The organism is Pseudomonas sp. WS 5010, assembly GCF_012985565.1.
GTDB lineage: Bacteria > Pseudomonadota > Gammaproteobacteria > Pseudomonadales > Pseudomonadaceae > Aquipseudomonas.
This window is the reverse complement of record NZ_JAAQWQ010000001.1, coordinates 794688-810368: the sequence shown is the minus strand read 5'-3', so window position 1 is coordinate 810368 and position 15681 is coordinate 794688. Positions and strand designations below refer to the sequence as shown.

The 15681-nt window shown below is 58.5% G+C and carries 19 protein-coding genes; all 19 read right to left on the bottom strand.

Annotation, left to right across the window (positions count from 1 at the left end; translation table 11 throughout):
• Positions 1-113: 113 nt before the first annotated feature.
• The 19 genes from HBO11_RS03895 to HBO11_RS03805 all read right to left on the bottom strand — a co-directional run bounded on the left by HBO11_RS03895 (position 114) and on the right by HBO11_RS03805 (position 15593).
• Entirely contained in the window at positions 114-425 is a 312-nt protein-coding gene (locus tag HBO11_RS03895; protein ID WP_170058814.1) for a phage tail assembly protein, read from the bottom strand.
• Positions 426-436: 11 nt separating this feature from the next.
• Positions 437-940 carry a phage major tail tube protein gene (locus HBO11_RS03890; RefSeq protein WP_170058813.1) on the bottom strand — a complete coding sequence of 168 codons (504 nt, stop codon included), beginning with the start codon at positions 938-940 and terminating at the stop codon, positions 437-439.
• Positions 941-952: 12 nt separating this feature from the next.
• Positions 953-2119, bottom strand: a complete 1167-nt coding sequence (locus HBO11_RS03885; protein WP_170058812.1) for a phage tail sheath family protein — start codon at positions 2117-2119, stop codon at positions 953-955.
• A gap of 101 nt (positions 2120-2220) precedes the next feature.
• Entirely contained in the window at positions 2221-2895 is a 675-nt protein-coding gene (locus HBO11_RS03880) for a hypothetical protein (protein WP_262380952.1), read from the bottom strand.
• A 55-nt stretch (positions 2896-2950) separates the two neighbouring features.
• Positions 2951-3403: a phage tail assembly chaperone gene (locus HBO11_RS03875; protein WP_170058811.1), complete on the bottom strand. Its 453-nt coding sequence runs from the start codon at positions 3401-3403 to the stop codon at positions 2951-2953.
• Between the two features lie 3 nt (positions 3404-3406).
• Entirely contained in the window at positions 3407-5332 is a 1926-nt protein-coding gene (locus HBO11_RS03870) for a phage tail protein (RefSeq protein WP_170058810.1), read from the bottom strand.
• Positions 5329-5934, bottom strand: a complete 606-nt coding sequence (locus HBO11_RS03865; protein ID WP_170058809.1) for a phage tail protein I — start codon at positions 5932-5934, stop codon at positions 5329-5331. Before HBO11_RS03865 ends, HBO11_RS03870 begins: the two co-directional genes overlap by 4 nt.
• Position 5935: 1 nt before the next feature.
• Positions 5936-6817: a baseplate J/gp47 family protein gene (locus HBO11_RS03860; RefSeq protein ID WP_170058808.1), complete on the bottom strand. Its 882-nt coding sequence runs from the start codon at positions 6815-6817 to the stop codon at positions 5936-5938.
• The gene (locus HBO11_RS03855; RefSeq protein ID WP_170058807.1) at positions 6814-7140 is read right to left on the bottom strand and encodes a GPW/gp25 family protein; all 327 of its coding nucleotides are present in this window, start codon (positions 7138-7140) and stop codon (positions 6814-6816) included. The genes HBO11_RS03860 and HBO11_RS03855 overlap by 4 nt, the downstream gene beginning before the upstream one ends.
• A gap of 5 nt (positions 7141-7145) precedes the next feature.
• A complete protein-coding gene (locus tag HBO11_RS03850) occupies positions 7146-7367 on the bottom strand; it encodes a hypothetical protein (RefSeq protein ID WP_170058806.1) in 222 nt (73 codons plus the stop codon).
• A 53-nt stretch (positions 7368-7420) separates the two neighbouring features.
• Positions 7421-7978: a phage baseplate assembly protein V gene (locus HBO11_RS03845; RefSeq protein WP_170058805.1), complete on the bottom strand. Its 558-nt coding sequence runs from the start codon at positions 7976-7978 to the stop codon at positions 7421-7423.
• A complete protein-coding gene (locus tag HBO11_RS03840; protein WP_262380951.1) occupies positions 7975-8490 on the bottom strand; it encodes a hypothetical protein in 516 nt (171 codons plus the stop codon). The genes HBO11_RS03845 and HBO11_RS03840 overlap by 4 nt, the downstream gene beginning before the upstream one ends.
• A complete protein-coding gene (locus HBO11_RS03835) occupies positions 8465-8812 on the bottom strand; it encodes a hypothetical protein (protein ID WP_262380950.1) in 348 nt (115 codons plus the stop codon). Before HBO11_RS03835 ends, HBO11_RS03840 begins: the two co-directional genes overlap by 26 nt.
• Positions 8813-8844: 32 nt before the next feature.
• Positions 8845-9159 carry a capsid cement protein gene (locus tag HBO11_RS03830; protein WP_170058803.1) on the bottom strand — a complete coding sequence of 105 codons (315 nt, stop codon included), beginning with the start codon at positions 9157-9159 and terminating at the stop codon, positions 8845-8847.
• 68 nt (positions 9160-9227) lie between these two features.
• Positions 9228-11264: a ClpP-like prohead protease/major capsid protein fusion protein gene (locus HBO11_RS03825; protein ID WP_262380974.1), complete on the bottom strand. Its 2037-nt coding sequence runs from the start codon at positions 11262-11264 to the stop codon at positions 9228-9230.
• A 22-nt stretch (positions 11265-11286) separates the two neighbouring features.
• Complete coding sequence (locus tag HBO11_RS03820; RefSeq protein ID WP_170058802.1) at positions 11287-12813, bottom strand: phage portal protein; 1527 nt, start codon at positions 12811-12813, stop codon at positions 11287-11289.
• Entirely contained in the window at positions 12810-13022 is a 213-nt protein-coding gene (locus HBO11_RS03815; RefSeq protein ID WP_170058801.1) for a primosomal replication protein PriB/PriC domain protein, read from the bottom strand. Before HBO11_RS03815 ends, HBO11_RS03820 begins: the two co-directional genes overlap by 4 nt.
• Positions 13013-15076: a terminase gpA endonuclease subunit gene (locus tag HBO11_RS03810; RefSeq protein WP_170058800.1), complete on the bottom strand. Its 2064-nt coding sequence runs from the start codon at positions 15074-15076 to the stop codon at positions 13013-13015. The genes HBO11_RS03815 and HBO11_RS03810 overlap by 10 nt, the downstream gene beginning before the upstream one ends.
• Positions 15039-15593 (bottom strand): terminase small subunit, encoded by a 555-nt coding sequence (locus tag HBO11_RS03805; protein ID WP_170058799.1) that lies wholly within the window; start codon positions 15591-15593, stop codon positions 15039-15041. The genes HBO11_RS03810 and HBO11_RS03805 overlap by 38 nt, the downstream gene beginning before the upstream one ends.
• Between the last annotated feature and the right edge of the window lie 88 nt (positions 15594-15681).

Below are 15681 nucleotides of genomic sequence, written 5' to 3'. Positions count from 1 at the left end.
CTCATTCCGTGAGCCACCACACCATCACGTTAAAGGGCATGGCCAGGATCTCGGCAGACGAGAAACCCGTCTCTTTTGCCAAGCGCCTGGCCAGCACCTTCAGCGAGCCCTCGTTACACGTCGTCTTCTTCAACCAGGCGAAAATAGCCCGCCTGAAGGCGCATGTAGTCCTTGTATTTGAGGCTTGTAATTTCGGCCTCAGTGGCCGTTAGCAGGCTGCAAAACAAGTTCAACTCCACCTTTTCATGGTCACCATTGCCGGCGATTTTTGCGGCCATAACATCCTTTACGCTGGGCGCGCGCATCATCAGCTTATCGGTCACAACCCCATTGAAATTGGCATTGTGCTTGAGCGTTACGGTAACGCCTTCGTCGCTCAGGACAAGCCAGGCCGGAAGCGGTGCAGCGAGAGATACGTTGGTCATATCAATAATCCTTAAAGGCCCAGGGAGGCACGGTCGCCGGCAAGCTGATCAACACCGTTGATCACTTGAACCATGTTCACAACATCAATCTCGTACATCACACGTCCGTCAATTTCGAGCTTGTAGTAGGTCACAGACATGGCGTGCTTGATTTCGGACTTTTTGCCCGCCTCAAAGTCCCCCATATCAATTTCATTCAGCGCACCGCGCAGGGTCACTTTGACTGGCTTCGAGCGGCCTTTCTGGTCTTTAAACGAGGCGCGGAACACCACGTTGCAAGCTGTCCTGTCCGCCAGGGCGAAGAACTTCAGCGACTCTTTACGAACGCCATTGGTGACCCAGGAAGCGTCCATTGGCTCCAGGCCAACGGGCAGTTGGACAGATCCGCTCATGCCGCCGCCCCGGTATTCCTCGGTTTTTTCCTTGACCTTTGGCGGGGTCATGGTCGGCACATCGCCGGAAAAGCTCACGCCATCCATGAACATGACGCATTGGCTCAAAATTTCAGGAATCATTACTCGGCCCCCTTAGGCTGCTTCAAGTACTTCGGTCAGCCACTCGTTGGTAACTTCGATCAGGAAATTAGGGTTCTCGGCCGGCGGCACGTCGGTAAAACGAATGCGCCAGTAAATTTTTCCCTGTTCAATCTGGCTGGCCGTGTTCAGCTCGGTGTCGGCGTAGACTTCGAAGTTGATCACAGCACCGGCGTTCTTCTGGTCGGCCATAAACGCCTGGAGCCCTTCGGTCACATCCGATACATAGGTTTTCGTGATAGAGCGGTCTACAGCCCACTTGTGGCCCGCCTGGATGGCATCCATGAGAATGTCGCAGGTACGCACACGCGTAACGAACGACCACTTGGCATCGGCCGAGCAAGTTCGGTTGCCCCACAGGCGAAACCCGCCATCACGAATGATCGTGGTGATGTTCGCGTTATTGAGCAAGTTGGCCCGGCAAGTCTCATCACCGTCCAGATACTCCACCGGCCGCGTGGTGCCCGTGATGCCGACAAACTCCTTGTTCGACGGCGACGCCCAGTAGCCGTACTCGGCATCGGTCCAGGCAAACAGACCAGCCACCCAGGCGGAACCCGGGGCGTTCACCGTGGCGCTTTCTACGTTGTCCCAAAACTGCACACCCGGGTCCACCAGATAAATACGCTTGCTGCCGAAGTTCAGCGCGTAGGCCATGGCGGCCTCGTCGGTAGTGTTAGGGCCATCGACAATGGCAATCGCCCGCAGCTTGCCGGCCAGGGCGTCCATAGCGGTGGCCACCGCCTGCGTGGCGGAATGCCCCGGGGCAATCAGCAGCTTGGGCTGGGCGTTGTGTCGGCTTTTGCCGTCAAGCATCGCCTGGAGCCCGGTACGGCTCCCGTCCGCTAATACGCCACCAATGATGGCGGTCGTTTGCAGCGCCGCGTCATCGAGCTTGGGGACGCCCATGGCGACGATTACAGCTTTTGCCCGCACATAGATCGCCTGGCACGCCCGAGTAATCGCCGAATCAGCGCCGAACGCAGCAATGGCCTCGCGCTCGGTCGTGATCAACTTCAGCTCGCCCGCCTTTGCTATACCGCCGCCGAGAATGCCGGGGGTGAAGGTGTCGCATAGACCAATGATTGAGGACGACGGGAGCGAGATAGTGCGCGCGCCGGTGTCGATCAGAGAGGTGGTAATGCCGTGGAAGAAACTCATGGGGCTCAATCTCCAGAAACAAAAAGCCCCGCATAAGCGGGGCCGTAGGTTGTTCGTGTTACGCGTAACGCACAGCAGCCTGGAAGGGCTGCTAGCGGGGCTTAAATGGATTTCCAGGGGTTGAGCTTGAACGTCATACCCTTGGCGGGCTCGCCGGCGGCCAGCGCATGCTCGGGCTTGATCTTGAAGCCCAGACGCAGCACAAAAGCCCGCTCGCCGGTCAATTGCCAGATGCAATACAGGCCGTACCAACGAGCCAGACAACCAGGGCGACGCGCACTGACGAACTGCCAGCCCGCTTGCCCGGGCTTGTCCTCGACCAGGGCGGCGCCAAGATGCTCAATCAGGCACTCGCCCACCGGGCAACTGAAAACGGGCAAAAGACGCATGTTATTGACCGGGTTGCGCAGGGCCGCCCACCACCAGCGGGCAAGCCAACTGGTCACAGGGAGCGAGCCGATCGGCAAACCAAGACGCCGCAGCAACGGGAGCAAACCAAACAACACCAGGGCGTCACAGTTATCGGCCCACCAGTTGCGCTTATCGCCATCGAGACCATCGAAGTCATTGCCAAAGAGCCAGGCCCAGCGGCGCAGGTTGACGATAGGGCGACCATCACTCAGCGACACCCCGGCGACCGGGAACGGCGCCGCCAGACCAACCACAGGAAGCCCCAGCACGATCAGCACCAGGCGCAACACGACCAGGCCCAACCATTGCAACCCGGCAAAAACAAACGCGCACAACCAGGCCGCGCTATTGAAAGCGTTTTTCATCGTTGAACTTCCAGAAGGAGAAGCGGAAAAGAAAACGCCCCGTCAGTGCGGGGCGCTATTGGACTTGATCAGCGAGCCAGTCCGGCTCTTTTGGGCGCCGGTCTGCACTTGGGAACCCTTCTACGGTCGGCCAATCCCTCAAGGCCTGCCTGTACCTCAATAGCTCCGAAAATTGCTCAGGCGTAATCATGGTTTCCTGCCCCATGTCCACCTCGTCACGATGGCGGGCCACTATCCACTCACTGCTGGATATCACCCCGTCTCGCCAGCGCCGCGCCTTTTCGGCCAGTTCCTCGGTGGTTGGGAGCAAGGCCGGTGCTGCAACCGGCATCCCGTCTTCATCCGGGACAACTCGGCCACCTTCCTCCCGGACTCGCAACATCCGCTCGTATACCTCGCTAGACACCTCAAGGGCATCATCAGGCATCGAACAATCATCACCGCCCAGCTCGCCACTGATATCAGACCGATAAAAGGCAGTCACTGATGGACTGAAATAAAATTTCATGCGCTACCTTCCTATTGCAAGTACACGAAAACGACCTTCGGCCGAGAAAGTCCCCCCGGCGCTGATCACAAAGCGATCTTTGTTGACGTCGCCAACGCAAAGGCCGCTGTTATTTGCATAACTTCCTGCTGTAGCGCTGGTAAGGGAAGGGAAAACGCCAAGACACTCATTTGGAAAGGACACAGGGAAGTAGCGAACGTCACCCGCGTGCAGGCTTTCTGTTACATCAAACACCTGCTGTATCCAGCCGTTTGGGAGTTTCAGTGTTCCGGTGCCGGCCGAACTCGAAACAGTCGCGTTTGAAGACGTCCATAACGGATCGCTTGTGGCCCAACGAATCGGGCCCGCTCCAGGTAGCGCCGTCCGAACCTGCGCCACACCATTTGTAGCAGTGATACATACCGCACTTTTTGCCCCGTCATGACGTACCCAGTCCACCCCATCCCAATAGCAGTTTTGAGCAACAGTGGATTCTAAAGGGGCCGAAAGGAACGCATAGGTTCCACCATGAATATCAATGCTTTCGCCTGGCAGCGGGTTGTGATTGCGAATCGCGTCACCGATCCCATATCCGGCCAAAGAGTTTGCCTTGTTGGCCTTGGCATTCAGCCTGTAATCAACATCGACGACGCGGTATGCATCCGTAATACCGTAACCGGCCAACGTCGTGGCATGTTCGGCCTTCTTGGCCAACTCATTGACCATGGTGGTAGCAAAGTTCGGATCGTTCCCCAGCGCCTTTGCCAGCTCGTTCAACGTGTCCAATGCGCCCGGCGATGAATCGACCAGTTTGGCGATGGCTGCAGCAACGAAAGCAGTGTTGGCTGCCTGTAGCGAGTTGGTTCCCGGCGCAGCAGTAGGCACCGTAGGAATGCCCGTCAGCGCCGGGCTGTTCAAGGGGGCCTTAGTCGCTAACGAGGCGGTTACTGTGGTTGCGTAGGTATTGACCGCCGCCCAGACGAACGCACAATTTGCAACCTCGCCGTAATTGCTACCAGGGGGCGCTGTCGGCGCTGTCGGCACCCCAGTCAAGGCAGGGCTATCCAAGTTTGCTTTTAAAGCGGGATTAAAGTTCCCATCGTGCCAAACGTGCCTCATCACATACGAACCGTCACCAAGGACACGGCGGAAAGCTAAAACATCGCCACCGCCGCCTACGTGACCGAAAATATCGAATGCAGTGTTTCCACTTGGCCATTTCATCCGCAGAAATAAACCATTGCTGGAGGTTGGCGGTTTATCGGTAGTTGCGGGTATGTAAGTTCCCAAAGTGGTTACTGGTATGTCGGCGATGGCTCCCACAACACCTGGTTTCGGCGTTGAACTTAAACCATCCTCAATGCCATGGCCCGCTAATGTTGTAGGGTTGCTACCCGATACCACAATGCCCCGATCATTGATCGTAACCCGATTATAAGTACCCGGCGCCTTATTCGCCGGCAGCACATCAATAATCGAGCGATCTACATACTCCCGCGTCGCCAGCACAACCGCCGGATCGACCTTCAACACCACATTGGTGATACTGGAAATGATGAAGTTCATCCGCACAATCTGCGTGCGACCAGACCCCTGGGCCAACATCGGTTTGAAGCTCGGCGCACAATTGGCGACCGCGACCAGATCGCCGTCCGCGTCGTACAGGCCAATTTCCCGTACCCACCACCCCCCGACGTCGGCCGGGATCACTTGCTCGGCAATCAGGACCGAGGCATTCAGCGGATCAATCATCAACTGATTCAGCGGTGCCCGACGGCGCTCATTGATCAACTTCGTTTGCAGCCGATCCGGGATAGGATCAGTGCCGTTGGCATCACCAACGCCCATTTGGGAAATGTTCCAGGGAATACCCAACGCATCCGCGTTGGCCTGTTTCGCCTCCCCCACCTTGGTGAGGATGGCGAAGAATTGCGAGTTAAGGTCAATCATGGGTACACGTCCAGGGTGTCAATGGTGTGCTCACGCCCTGCCGCGCCGATGTAGCCTGTGACGTCAATGTCACGTTGCATCGGTGGGTAGACGTTGATTTCATCGCCTTCATAGAGGGCGACGCCAATGTTTAAAGCGCCTCGGGTTTCAAGACTGATTGCCAAGCCCGTCATGGGACGACTGACAGGCTTGGCGTCGTCTATCAGTCGCTCCAGCTCTTGGTACATCTCTTCGGTAATACCGGAGTCCAGCACGCCCACCTTCAAGGCAAAGGTACCGGGCACGCCTTCGGGCACCGTCTGCCACCACTCCATAACCTCAATCAGGTAGCCCAGCGGCTCAACGACGCGGCGCAGTGCGCCAATCGTTCCTTTGTGCTTGTGGATGTAGTAGGAGGCCTTGATAGCGGCGCGCTTTGTCGCTTCCGACCACCGATAGTCCCAACGGTCTACTGACCAAGCCCAGGCCAAGTGCAGCAGCAAGTGGGCCGGGCAAGTGTCAGCGTTGTAGAGGGTGCGCAACGGAACAATGGTTTTTTCAAAGAACGCCGCCTCCATGGCCCGTTCCAACGGCGTGCTGTTGCTCGGCAGTAGACTTTTCATGTCAGCCCGCCAAATTCACATTGAAACCAGTGCAGAACGCCGCCTGTGCTTTCGTTGGCTCCAGATCCTTCCACCCGGTCAACTCCACCCGAGAAACGCCGGCTACGTGCAACTGTGCGTCTACAGCGGAACGCGCAACCACCACCCCCAACCGCTTGCGGGGGTTGATCCATGCTGCCAAGCGGTTCTTTGCTTCGGTCAGACTGGCATCACCCTCAGGCCCGGCACTGTTCATGTGTAGGATGGCGTCAATCCGGTAGGGAAGAATTTGCGCCCCCTGGACAGTCACTCGATCACCAAGCGGACGCACGTCGTCGTCATCGAGCGCCGCCGCGACAGTCGCAAGCAACGCCGGCGACGCTGTACCGTCTCCCTCTGTACTCAGCACCGTTACGGTAACGCGCGCCGGCGAGGGACTTTCCGCCGTGGCATCCCTCACCAACCCTGACGCGTTACGCGCATGCAGGATGTAACTGTTACGCGGTCCCGCCGTGGTCAGCCCCTCGTAAGACAGCTGGATACGCTCTCGAAACGAATCATCATCCTCAAGCACTTCCTCAACGGGTGGCACCGCCAGCAGGTTTTCGGGCCGAATGACCAGGCGCTTCAGATTAACGTTTGCGCCAAGCTGATCAAGGTCGCCACGTATGGCATGGGCCAGCAACAACGCCTTGCAGCCGTCGTTAACGCGCGCCCGGTTGGAGACCTTGATATAAGCCGCAAGCTCAACCAGCTTGGTGACTGGATCGCTCTCAAGGGCTGCCGTCCAGTTTTCGCCCATGGCGCCGCGAAACGCGGCCAGCCCTTCCTCGTAGGTCTCTTCAAAGTCCAAGGGTTCCAGCACCTCCGGCGCCGGCAATGCCGACAGATCCACGATGCTCATACACTTACCTCCAAGACAAAGCTGTCGCCCAGGTACTCACCGGAAACGCTCATGTTGATTTTCCCGTCCAGCAGAGAAAGCGCTGTGACTTGCTCCAGCTTAAAGCGAGGCTCTAAACGCCCCAGGGCCCGGGCGGCCTCTGCCTGGACCGAGCTTTTCCAACCGGCGTTTATTGGTAAGTCAACAAACAGGCGCAACTTGCTGCCGTATTCCGGCCGGTGCCGGCGACTGCCCAGGGGAGTGCCCAAAATATCGGCGATGGACTGTCGCAAATGCTCAATGCCGGATATGGGCTGGCCAGTGTGGCGGTCCATTCCGATCATCTGGCTTAGCCCTCCTGGGCGGCGTATTCGGCACTTTTTTGCAGGAAGGCCACAGCCTCTTTGTCGGACTCCGGCACCGCTACCAGGCCCTTGGCCACCGGATAGGTTCGGTCGGTTTCAGGCACTACCAGGGTGCGCGACGTGTACACCAGGTCGCGAAACATCAGCGTCGCCGGCGCGGCCGGGGTTTGTTCTTCGGTTACGGGCTTCTCGATGGTCTTGGCCATGATTTCTCCAGGCATGAAAAAGCCCGCGCGCGGCGGGCTGTGAGTGAATGGGGTTAATGCTTGTGGTTGGGGCTGTTGCCGCCTGCGTCCATGATCTTGCCGAGGCCGGTAACATCTCCCGTGACCAGCAAAGGCCCGTCAACTTTGACCGCACCTATCAGGCCGATGTCGCCAGCCGTTACCGTAACGGAAGAATCATCCACCACGGCCGAAGTGCCACCGACCGAGATTGTTACTGTGCCACTGGGCACGGTGATGGTGTAGGACTTGGCCTCCCAGTCGTAGACCAGCGAGCCACCATCGTCAAAGCGCCAAACCTCTACATGGTCGCGGTTATCCGGCGGCCCGCCGGCATTGCCATACAGGCCGGGAATAAACGTCCCCATGCCCGCCTGGCCACTTGGATTGAACAACACCCCCTGCTCGCCCAGACTGGGCGCCCGCCAGTGCCGCGCCTTGCCAGCCGCCAGGCTGTGCCAGCGCACCCAGGCGCTTGTCCATTCACCATTACTGACACGCACCGCAGGGGCCGCCAGATCCACGCCGACCACCACACAGGGCATCAGCATGGCGGCGATCATGCGGTCATGTTCCGCATTGGCATAACTCACGGCGGGTCACTGGCCGGGAAAAAGTCTTCTCGCGGGTCATCATTGATGCCGAGCATCAGCGAGCCGGGCGGCTCATCGGGCCACGGCCAATGAAATTCACCCACTTCAAATGGCTGAATCCACTGCACCGACCACATCACAAATTGCTCCAGACTCTCCTGGGGGGCTTCTGGCTGGGCGTGAATCTGCTCCGGCGGCCCGGTGACAAAATCCAGCCCCCCCCAAAACTGATCTTTCAGAATCACCGCCAATTGAGACGCCAGAATAGCGGCCTGTAGCGATGCCTTGGGGCGGTCGGCCTCAATCAAAATACAAGACTGAAAACGGCCAATCAGCGCCGTTTTACCCTCCCCCCGATCAGTGCCCAAAGTCATGTCGGTAATGCCGTACAGCAGCGCCGGCGTTTGGACGTCGGCGCCCAGCTCGGGGAACTGCTCAACGTGCAAAACCTTGGGCATACGCTCGCTGATAATGCGAGTGATCGCATCATGTAATGTCGTCAGTTCGCTCATTGCTCACACTCAACACTAGATCAATCATGCCAGAGCCATCAGGCTTCAGCCGAAAGACCTTGTAGCGACCGCCGCCCAGCGAGGGCGGCAGATCAATGGTCAGGTAGTCACCCTTCTTGACACCTTGCACGTCAACCACTCGTGCCGTAAGGGTGGGTTCTAAAACCTCGTCGGCATTGATTGCGCCCCCAAGACGTGCGGCGCCGGCCTTGCCGCCACCGATCTCAGCGCCGACAAAGGGGGAGGCGAAGGCTCCGTAGACGACGCCACCGTCAGCCAGAATCGCGGGATCACCAAGGCGCTGCACTGCCAAGGCGTCCATGCGATCAGCCAAGGCCCGAAAGCCACCGACCATTACTGGATCAACAACGCTTCAGCGAAGCCACCAGACGCATCAGAAAGCAGCTTGCCGAATGGCACCGCATCCGCCGTGCCGTCCGCCACAAGGCCACCGGCCAACAGGCTGACCTTAGCGCCCAATTTCAAGGCTCCGGTTACAGGAAGCAACCACGAACCGCCCAGGGCGCCCACACACGGCTCGCCCTTTTTGGTGGTATCCAGCGGCACCACCACCAGCGAATTAATTGCCAGCGGAACACCGGAAGTCGTGCCGGCAGTTGGTGAGATAAAGCTGACCCGCTGCCCGGCGCTTTGATAATTCTTAGCCATCGTTCAATTCTCCAGAACGCAAAAACAACAAACCCCGCACTAGGCGGGGTTATCAGGGACAGTGGTTATTACTTGCCGGCGGCGCTGTACAGGCCACGGAAGTCAGCAGGTGCAACACCTGCGTCGATACGCACCTTACTGGCCACACCATCGACGCTGAAGCCGTTTTGCTGCTCCACATACGGCGTATCAATGCCGTTGAGGTAAGCCACTTCAATGGTGTCGCTACCCTGCTTAGCCGCCATGTACCAGGCCGTTGCCGACGCGTCATCAAGACGCGGCTCACCGATCACTTTGGCAAAGCCGCGGATCGGGTTGATGATGCCAGAGTTAGCATCAGCGCCCGGCACAGAAGCCGAGTTGATGATTTGGTTAGCCTTGTCTTCCAGGGCCACCGGGGTCAGCACGTAGGCAGGGCGAATGTTCAAGGTGCGAGGCTTGCCACCATCAACCTGGGTTTTTTGCGAGGCCATTGCAGTCTTACCAGCGATCAAGCTGGCAATGGACAGCTCAGACGCCGGACCGGCCGCGTTGTTCTTACGCGAACTGTCGAACAACGACTTACCGTCGCGCATCTTCGGCGGACTGGTCAGCACCGCGTAAACCAAATCGCCGATGGTCGCGCGCGCTGCCTGGCCCATCTTGTAAGGCACGTCACTCAACATCGACAGGTCATCGTTGATGATCGCTTGACGGGTGATCGAAAACAGCTCGCCGTAGGTGGCCAGCGTGATCGGCTCGCCGCGATCACTCAGGGTGATGTGTTTGTACTCGGCGCCCGGGCGCACTTCGCGCAAGCTCGGGAACTCGCCCAATCCGACACGCGAAGAGGTTTTGAAGTCGCTCAACTGGCCTTTTTTGGTCCAGAGCTGGAACGTCTCCGGGGCTTCTTCCCAGCCGGTCAAAACCGACTTTCCGGCGATATCCAACAGGATTTGACCGAAGTCGCTGGAGCTGTGAGTGAAGGCCATGCCGACCATCTGCATCGGGTTGAGCGTCGCCACCAGAATGCCACGCTCGGTCAGGGAGGCACGCGCCAGCTCGTTCAGGCGCATATGATTGAGCCCGTTACTGGCTTCGATTTGGGCAATGCCGATACGCGCCTCCAGGGAAGCACGCACCGAATCGCCAACCAGATTGCCGTTGGAAATATGACCGTGCAGGCCCGGAATATTGGACGGTGTGGACTGCTCGCCCAACTTAGCCAGCAGCTGCGTTCGGGCACTTTCAACAGTGCAGGACATGTCAGCTACGCAAGCCTGCAACAGCTCAGCATGAGCCGTCGCAAAACCGCCGAAAGCGGCAGTGATGCCGGTACGGCGCACGCCTTCCTCGGCAATGACCTGGGCGCGAATCTGATCAGCGGACAAGGAATTTGCCGGAGCCGGTGCAGGCGCGGGTGCTGGAGCCTGGGCCGGGGCCGGCACTTGGTTACGCGGGTTCATCAGGCTGTTAAAAGCTTCTGGCGGCATGTGTTCAAACTCCTGCATGCGTTTCGATTTGAGTTGTGCGGCAGCTACCAGCGGATCAATCAACTGATCAGCAAAGCCGACTGCCACCGCCTCGCTGCCATCCATCCATGTTTCATCCTTCAACAGCGCGTGGATTTCCTCCGCGCTCTTGCCGGTCTTGCTGACGTAGGCCTGAACCAGCGTTCCTTCAACCTTGTCGAGTAGGTCGGCATAGCGGCGCATGTCGTCCGCATCACCGCCCTGCGCCCCCCAGGGCTTGTGGATCATCATCATCGCGTTGGTAGGCATGTAAACCTTGTCGCCTGCCATCGCGATCACGCTGGCCATTGAGGCCGCCAGGCCGTCGATGTACACATCTACGCGGGCCGGGTGGGCCTTGAGCGTGTTGTAAATCGCCATACCGGCAAACACATCGCCACCGGGCGAGTGAATACGCAGATTGATTTGTGACACGTCACCACAGGCTGCCAGATCCTGGGCGAACTGCTTGGCGGTAATGCCCCAGCCGCCGATCTCGTCATAAAGCAGAATCTCGACACTGCCGCGCGCCATGGCGCGCATCGAGTACCAACTTTCCACTGGCTGGTTGGCGGCCGTGATCACGGACGAAACCGACGACTGAACCGACGCCATAGGCATCATCAGCGGCGGGGTTTCACACTTTCTCTTTTTCGTTTGATAGGTCTGCATTGAGAGTCACTTTCCCGTAGAACTTGTGATAGGCGTCGGAGCTGAAAACCAGCCCTTTCGCCCGGTTGCTTTCGATTTCCGCCTGACGCGAACGCTTAAGCTCTTGCGGGTTGCGCCCACGCGCTCGCGCCACCTCGGCCTCATCGGAAAACCCAGCCTCAACCAGCAAGTTCCAGGCGTTGGCCTCATGCACCGGATTAATCCAGGGCATCACCGGCCCCTGATAGACCGCGCTGTAAACCGAATCCATATTCACGTCGCCCGGCGGTACGAGTACGCCGCTGACCAGCGCCATTTCGATAAAGGCCCGGTAAGCCTTGCGCGACCAGTAGTCGATGAACTCATGCTGCAGCAGGTCATAACCCAGCTGTGACTCCACCAGTTCCTGACGCTGGGCCGAATAAGTGCCGGTATAGCTTCGGGTAGCCGTGGAGTAGCCAACACGCGTGCCCGCTGCTACAGCCCGCAACTGACCATTGCGGAAGCTCTCCACAAACTGGCTCGGCCGGTTGCTTTCGATCATCCCAACGTCTTCGCCGGGCAATAGCCCGTCAAACACCATGCCTGGGGCAATCGGAATACTTCGGGCACCGGTGGCCTGGCCGTCCTTGCCGGCAGTCGTAGGCGCAACAACGTAGTCGTCGGTTGAGCCCTTCTTGATGAACATCGCCAGGGCAGCGCTGATACGGGCGGCAATGCGCTCGCTTTCCTCGTAGTCCTTGATATCTGCCAAACGCGTCAGCACTGCGTGCAACAAGGGCTGGCCACGGTTCTGCCCGATCCGCTTGCGGTATGCGATGTGCAACATCCGATCAGCGGGCACAAACTTGGTATCCACCGACATGCTGAAGCCTAAGGCGCTACCTGGGTGACGCTTCAGCAGGTTGTAACCGACGACTCGGCGCCAGGCGTCCCGCGTGATGCCCTGGCAAATCCCTTTAGACTCGTCGTTATAGCTCCAGGGCAGGTAATCCGGCTCCAGCAACTCCAGGGTAAAAGGCACTTTGTGCAAGTGCTTAAAGTTGGGCACTTTGCCCAACAGTTTCTGGGCCAGCGCCTCACCATCACGCAGCCAGGTTCGGCACACCAAGCGTTCCATCTGCGCCCGAGTCAACTCCCCCGAGGTTTCCGGCCGCAACGACCACTCAGCCCACAGGTCTTTAATCTGGGCCGCGAACGCCAAGTGAATATTGCCCGCGTGGTCCAACGGCAGTGGCTCAACAGCGATACCCGCGCCCCCGACTACGCGTTCTTCTAGCCGGTCATAGATACCGGTAACAAGGTCGTGATCCTCGTCCAGTTTGCGGGACTGGCCGCGCAGCGATTCCGCGTCACGCTGCAACGAGCTGTCAGCGCTTCGAGTTTGTCGCTTTGCCTTGTGTGTGCGGGTGACCTCAGCAGCCTCAAACGCTTGAATGCCACTACGTGCCGCCAGGCGCCGTAACCCAGCACTCGGGCTAACCGCCGCAATACAGCGGTCGAGGAAGTTCAACGAAAGTCAGCCAGGGCATAGCCCGGACTGCCCTGCGCGGCAGCGCGCTGGGCGTTAACCCGCCGCTCCCATTCGCGTCGCCCTGCTTGGATTTGCGGCAGTTCGGCCATGGTGTGAGTCCGGCCATTAAAAATGGTCGTTTTACCCAGCAGAATGGCGGTCTCTGCCTCCAGATACTTGTCCAGCATCTCCTGCGCGTTTATAGCCATCCGTTACTTTCCACGTTATGCCAGTCGCCAGGGGCGTCGGCTTGAGTTGATGAGGGCTCAGGCCGCGCCGACTCAATCGGCGGCTCTGATTCTTCTGGCTCGTCCAGTTCCGGCACTTCAGGCACCTGCCACGCGCCCGTGGCGGGAACAAACTGAGCCTCTAGAGCCAGATGCTCCAGATCCAAGCCGAAACGCTCCTGACTGATCCGCAGAGCGGCCAGTGCGTACACAAAACAGTCGAGGGCTTCGTTTCGGCGGCGGCCGCTGGTCCAGCGCTGAACCCGGCGGCCTTTGGAGACCACCCATTCTTTACGCTCGCTGGTCAGCTGCTTCATTTCGTCTTCGTCACACACCAGCTCGTTAAGCGGCAAGTGGATGCACTCAGGCACCGCGCGGGCGCCGTCCGGTTCGATTTTCAAGCGGCTGTAGATCAGTTCCTTGGCGTTGTCCGTGCCTACCTCAGTGAGGTACACCCGGTCGCCCTTGGTCTTTTTCTTCGGAAAGGTGGCAATCTTCTTGCCGTAGGTCGCAGCGCCGAACACCGGGATAACCCAGGTGACGCCGTGCTTTTTACTTTCCTTACGCACTTCGTCCGAATAGTGGCCGCCGGAGTCCCAGCACCAGCGCTCTACACGCATTAGCGTGCCGTCTTCGCGGGTGAACTGGCGGCGTATTTCTTGACCCACTTTCTTGCGCAGCTCAACGCTTGCAGGGTCGCCGGTCAGCACCCAACGGTGAATCAACCACGCTTCCTCACCGGCGCCGAATGCCCATACACGGCCCTCATACCGGTCATCTTGCGTATCAATCCCACCGAACAATGCAACGCCACGGGCGGGCACCTTCAGGTAGTTACTACGCCGTTTGGCCAGCACTTCCCATTCCAGTTTCTCGCCTTGGTCCTCTTCCCAGGCTTCGCCCAAGGTAGTGTTGATAAAGGTCTTGAGCTTTCCCCGGTCCTTGCCGACCTTCAGCCATTCACTGACCACCGAAGCCCAGGTAACGAACTCGGAATACACGGTCCAGATGTGGAACGTGACAGATCGCGGCGTAGTGATCGGCTGATCATCAGCAGAAAACCACTCCATGCCGTCGCGGGTCCAAATGCCTTGGCGCTCGCAGATGTAGCGCCCAGTAACTGAGGCCTGGATCATTTCATGGTACTCAAACGAGCAACCGTTACCGGACTCGCACAAATACCAGGCCTTTTCTACCTGGCCATACCCATCGAGCCGCCAGCGCATGCCATAAGGCTTGTCGAAGGCGCCCCACTTCAGGTGTTGTTCTGTGCCGCAGCATGGGCACTTAATGTTGAACCGCAGGAAGTGCGGCGATTCATCGGCCGCGCGGCTGATTTGGCAGCCCTCCCCCACTGACTCGTCGTCCTCACCGCCGGCAACGATCACACCAGGCGTTGACCCGCGAATCGACTTAGGGAACGTTGCACCCTCAAGGCGCTTATCCCCCAGCATTGTCGGGGAGCCTTCCCCCTCTATATCGGCGTCGAACTTCGACAACTCGTCGTAGATGACTTCATCGGGGCTTTTCTCCCGGTAGTTGCGCGCGGCTTTGCCACCCAGGCACCACAACATTTTCGAGTTATCAAAACGCTTTTCGTCCAGGGTGTTATCCCGGTGCTTCACCCCGTACCAGGGCGCCAAGGCGCGCACCAGGGGAACGTCCCGAATCATCGTTTCGATATGCCGCTTCATCATGGTGTCGGCATCGGGGTCCGTTGGGCACCACGACAATACGTTGCGTTTCTTGTGCTGGATTTTGTAGCCCTTGTTGGCCACCAGCATCTTGGTGTAGCCCACCCGTGCCGACTTCAACACGTTGACTACAGCGATCAGGTCATTGCCCATCGCGTTGAGAATGGCGACCTGAAACGGCGCCGTGGTCCATCGCCCTTCCTGATAGGAAGACTCGGACGACAGATAAAAATGCTTGTCCGCCCATTCAACCGCGGTCAGTGGCGGCTCCTTATAGAGACCGGTTAGGCCCTTACGGACGCTATCAATCAGCGCCCTCATCCAGGGCTTCGACGAACTCATCTAGAAGCTCCGGCAAGGTTTCGGCCAGGTTGACCGCTTCGTTCCGCGTGACGGCTATTTCACGTTGGATAGCCTCGATGTGACGCACCTCGATATCCGGGTGCTTGCGTTTCACTTTGATGTGAATGGTGTCCAGGGTTGAGCCGAGCATGGCGCTCAACTTGCCCAGGGCGAAAAGACAAAAGTCCACCGGCACCAACTTTTTAGCCTTCACCCTGTTACGCATTTCCTGGGCATCGGCTTGCTCAGTGGTCAACCGCAGTTTCTGCTGTGCCTGCTTGTACTCTATCAGCGGATCAATGGGCTGCCCGTCGTCATCGAGCGGTTGTTGTTTCTCGCCCTTGTGAACCAGCCGGTTATCCAGCACAGAACGCACGTCGTAGAACGACTCCCGGCCGATCTTGGCGATGGGCGTCACGCCCCATTTATCGAAGGCTTGCGTGGTAATCCCGAGGCTGTCCGCCATCCGTGACTTGTTCAGCCACTCCGGTTTGCGGGTGATCGATTGATTAGCCATAACTACACAACAACCAACCTTTGAAAATGGGTCATATATAGCGAAGACGCGGGGCCCGAATTACCCCCATGAGGGGTGGGGGTCCGGG

Excerpts from the sequence above, each read along its gene's own strand:
- HBO11_RS03810 (WP_170058800.1), bottom strand. The coding sequence starts at position 15,076 with ATGAGTTCGTCGAAGCCCTGGATGAGGGCGCTGATTGATAGCGTCCGT.
- HBO11_RS03835 (WP_262380950.1), bottom strand. The coding sequence starts at position 8,812 with ATGGACGCCTTGGCAGTGCAGCGCCTTGGTGATCCCGCGATTCTGGCT.
- HBO11_RS03865 (WP_170058809.1), bottom strand. The coding sequence starts at position 5,934 with ATGAAAAGTCTACTGCCGAGCAACAGCACGCCGTTGGAACGGGCCATG.
- HBO11_RS03880 (WP_262380952.1), bottom strand. The coding sequence starts at position 2,895 with ATGAAAAACGCTTTCAATAGCGCGGCCTGGTTGTGCGCGTTTGTTTTT.
- HBO11_RS03870 (WP_170058810.1), bottom strand. The coding sequence starts at position 5,332 with ATGATTGACCTTAACTCGCAATTCTTCGCCATCCTCACCAAGGTGGGG.
- HBO11_RS03860 (WP_170058808.1), bottom strand. The coding sequence starts at position 6,817 with ATGAGCATCGTGGATCTGTCGGCATTGCCGGCGCCGGAGGTGCTGGAA.
- HBO11_RS03855 (WP_170058807.1), bottom strand. The coding sequence starts at position 7,140 with ATGATCGGAATGGACCGCCACACTGGCCAGCCCATATCCGGCATTGAG.
- HBO11_RS03895 (WP_170058814.1), bottom strand. The coding sequence starts at position 425 with ATGACCAACGTATCTCTCGCTGCACCGCTTCCGGCCTGGCTTGTCCTG.
- HBO11_RS03815 (WP_170058801.1), bottom strand. The coding sequence starts at position 13,022 with ATGGCTATAAACGCGCAGGAGATGCTGGACAAGTATCTGGAGGCAGAG.
- HBO11_RS03805 (WP_170058799.1), bottom strand. The coding sequence starts at position 15,593 with ATGGCTAATCAATCGATCACCCGCAAACCGGAGTGGCTGAACAAGTCA.
- HBO11_RS03850 (WP_170058806.1), bottom strand. The coding sequence starts at position 7,367 with ATGGCCAAGACCATCGAGAAGCCCGTAACCGAAGAACAAACCCCGGCC.
- HBO11_RS03825 (WP_262380974.1), bottom strand. The coding sequence starts at position 11,264 with ATGGCGTCGGTTCAGTCGTCGGTTTCGTCCGTGATCACGGCCGCCAAC.
- HBO11_RS03840 (WP_262380951.1), bottom strand. The coding sequence starts at position 8,490 with ATGAGCGAACTGACGACATTACATGATGCGATCACTCGCATTATCAGC.
- HBO11_RS03885 (WP_170058812.1), bottom strand. The coding sequence starts at position 2,119 with ATGAGTTTCTTCCACGGCATTACCACCTCTCTGATCGACACCGGCGCG.
- HBO11_RS03890 (WP_170058813.1), bottom strand. The coding sequence starts at position 940 with ATGATTCCTGAAATTTTGAGCCAATGCGTCATGTTCATGGATGGCGTG.
- HBO11_RS03875 (WP_170058811.1), bottom strand. The coding sequence starts at position 3,403 with ATGAAATTTTATTTCAGTCCATCAGTGACTGCCTTTTATCGGTCTGAT.
- HBO11_RS03830 (WP_170058803.1), bottom strand. The coding sequence starts at position 9,159 with ATGGCTAAGAATTATCAAAGCGCCGGGCAGCGGGTCAGCTTTATCTCA.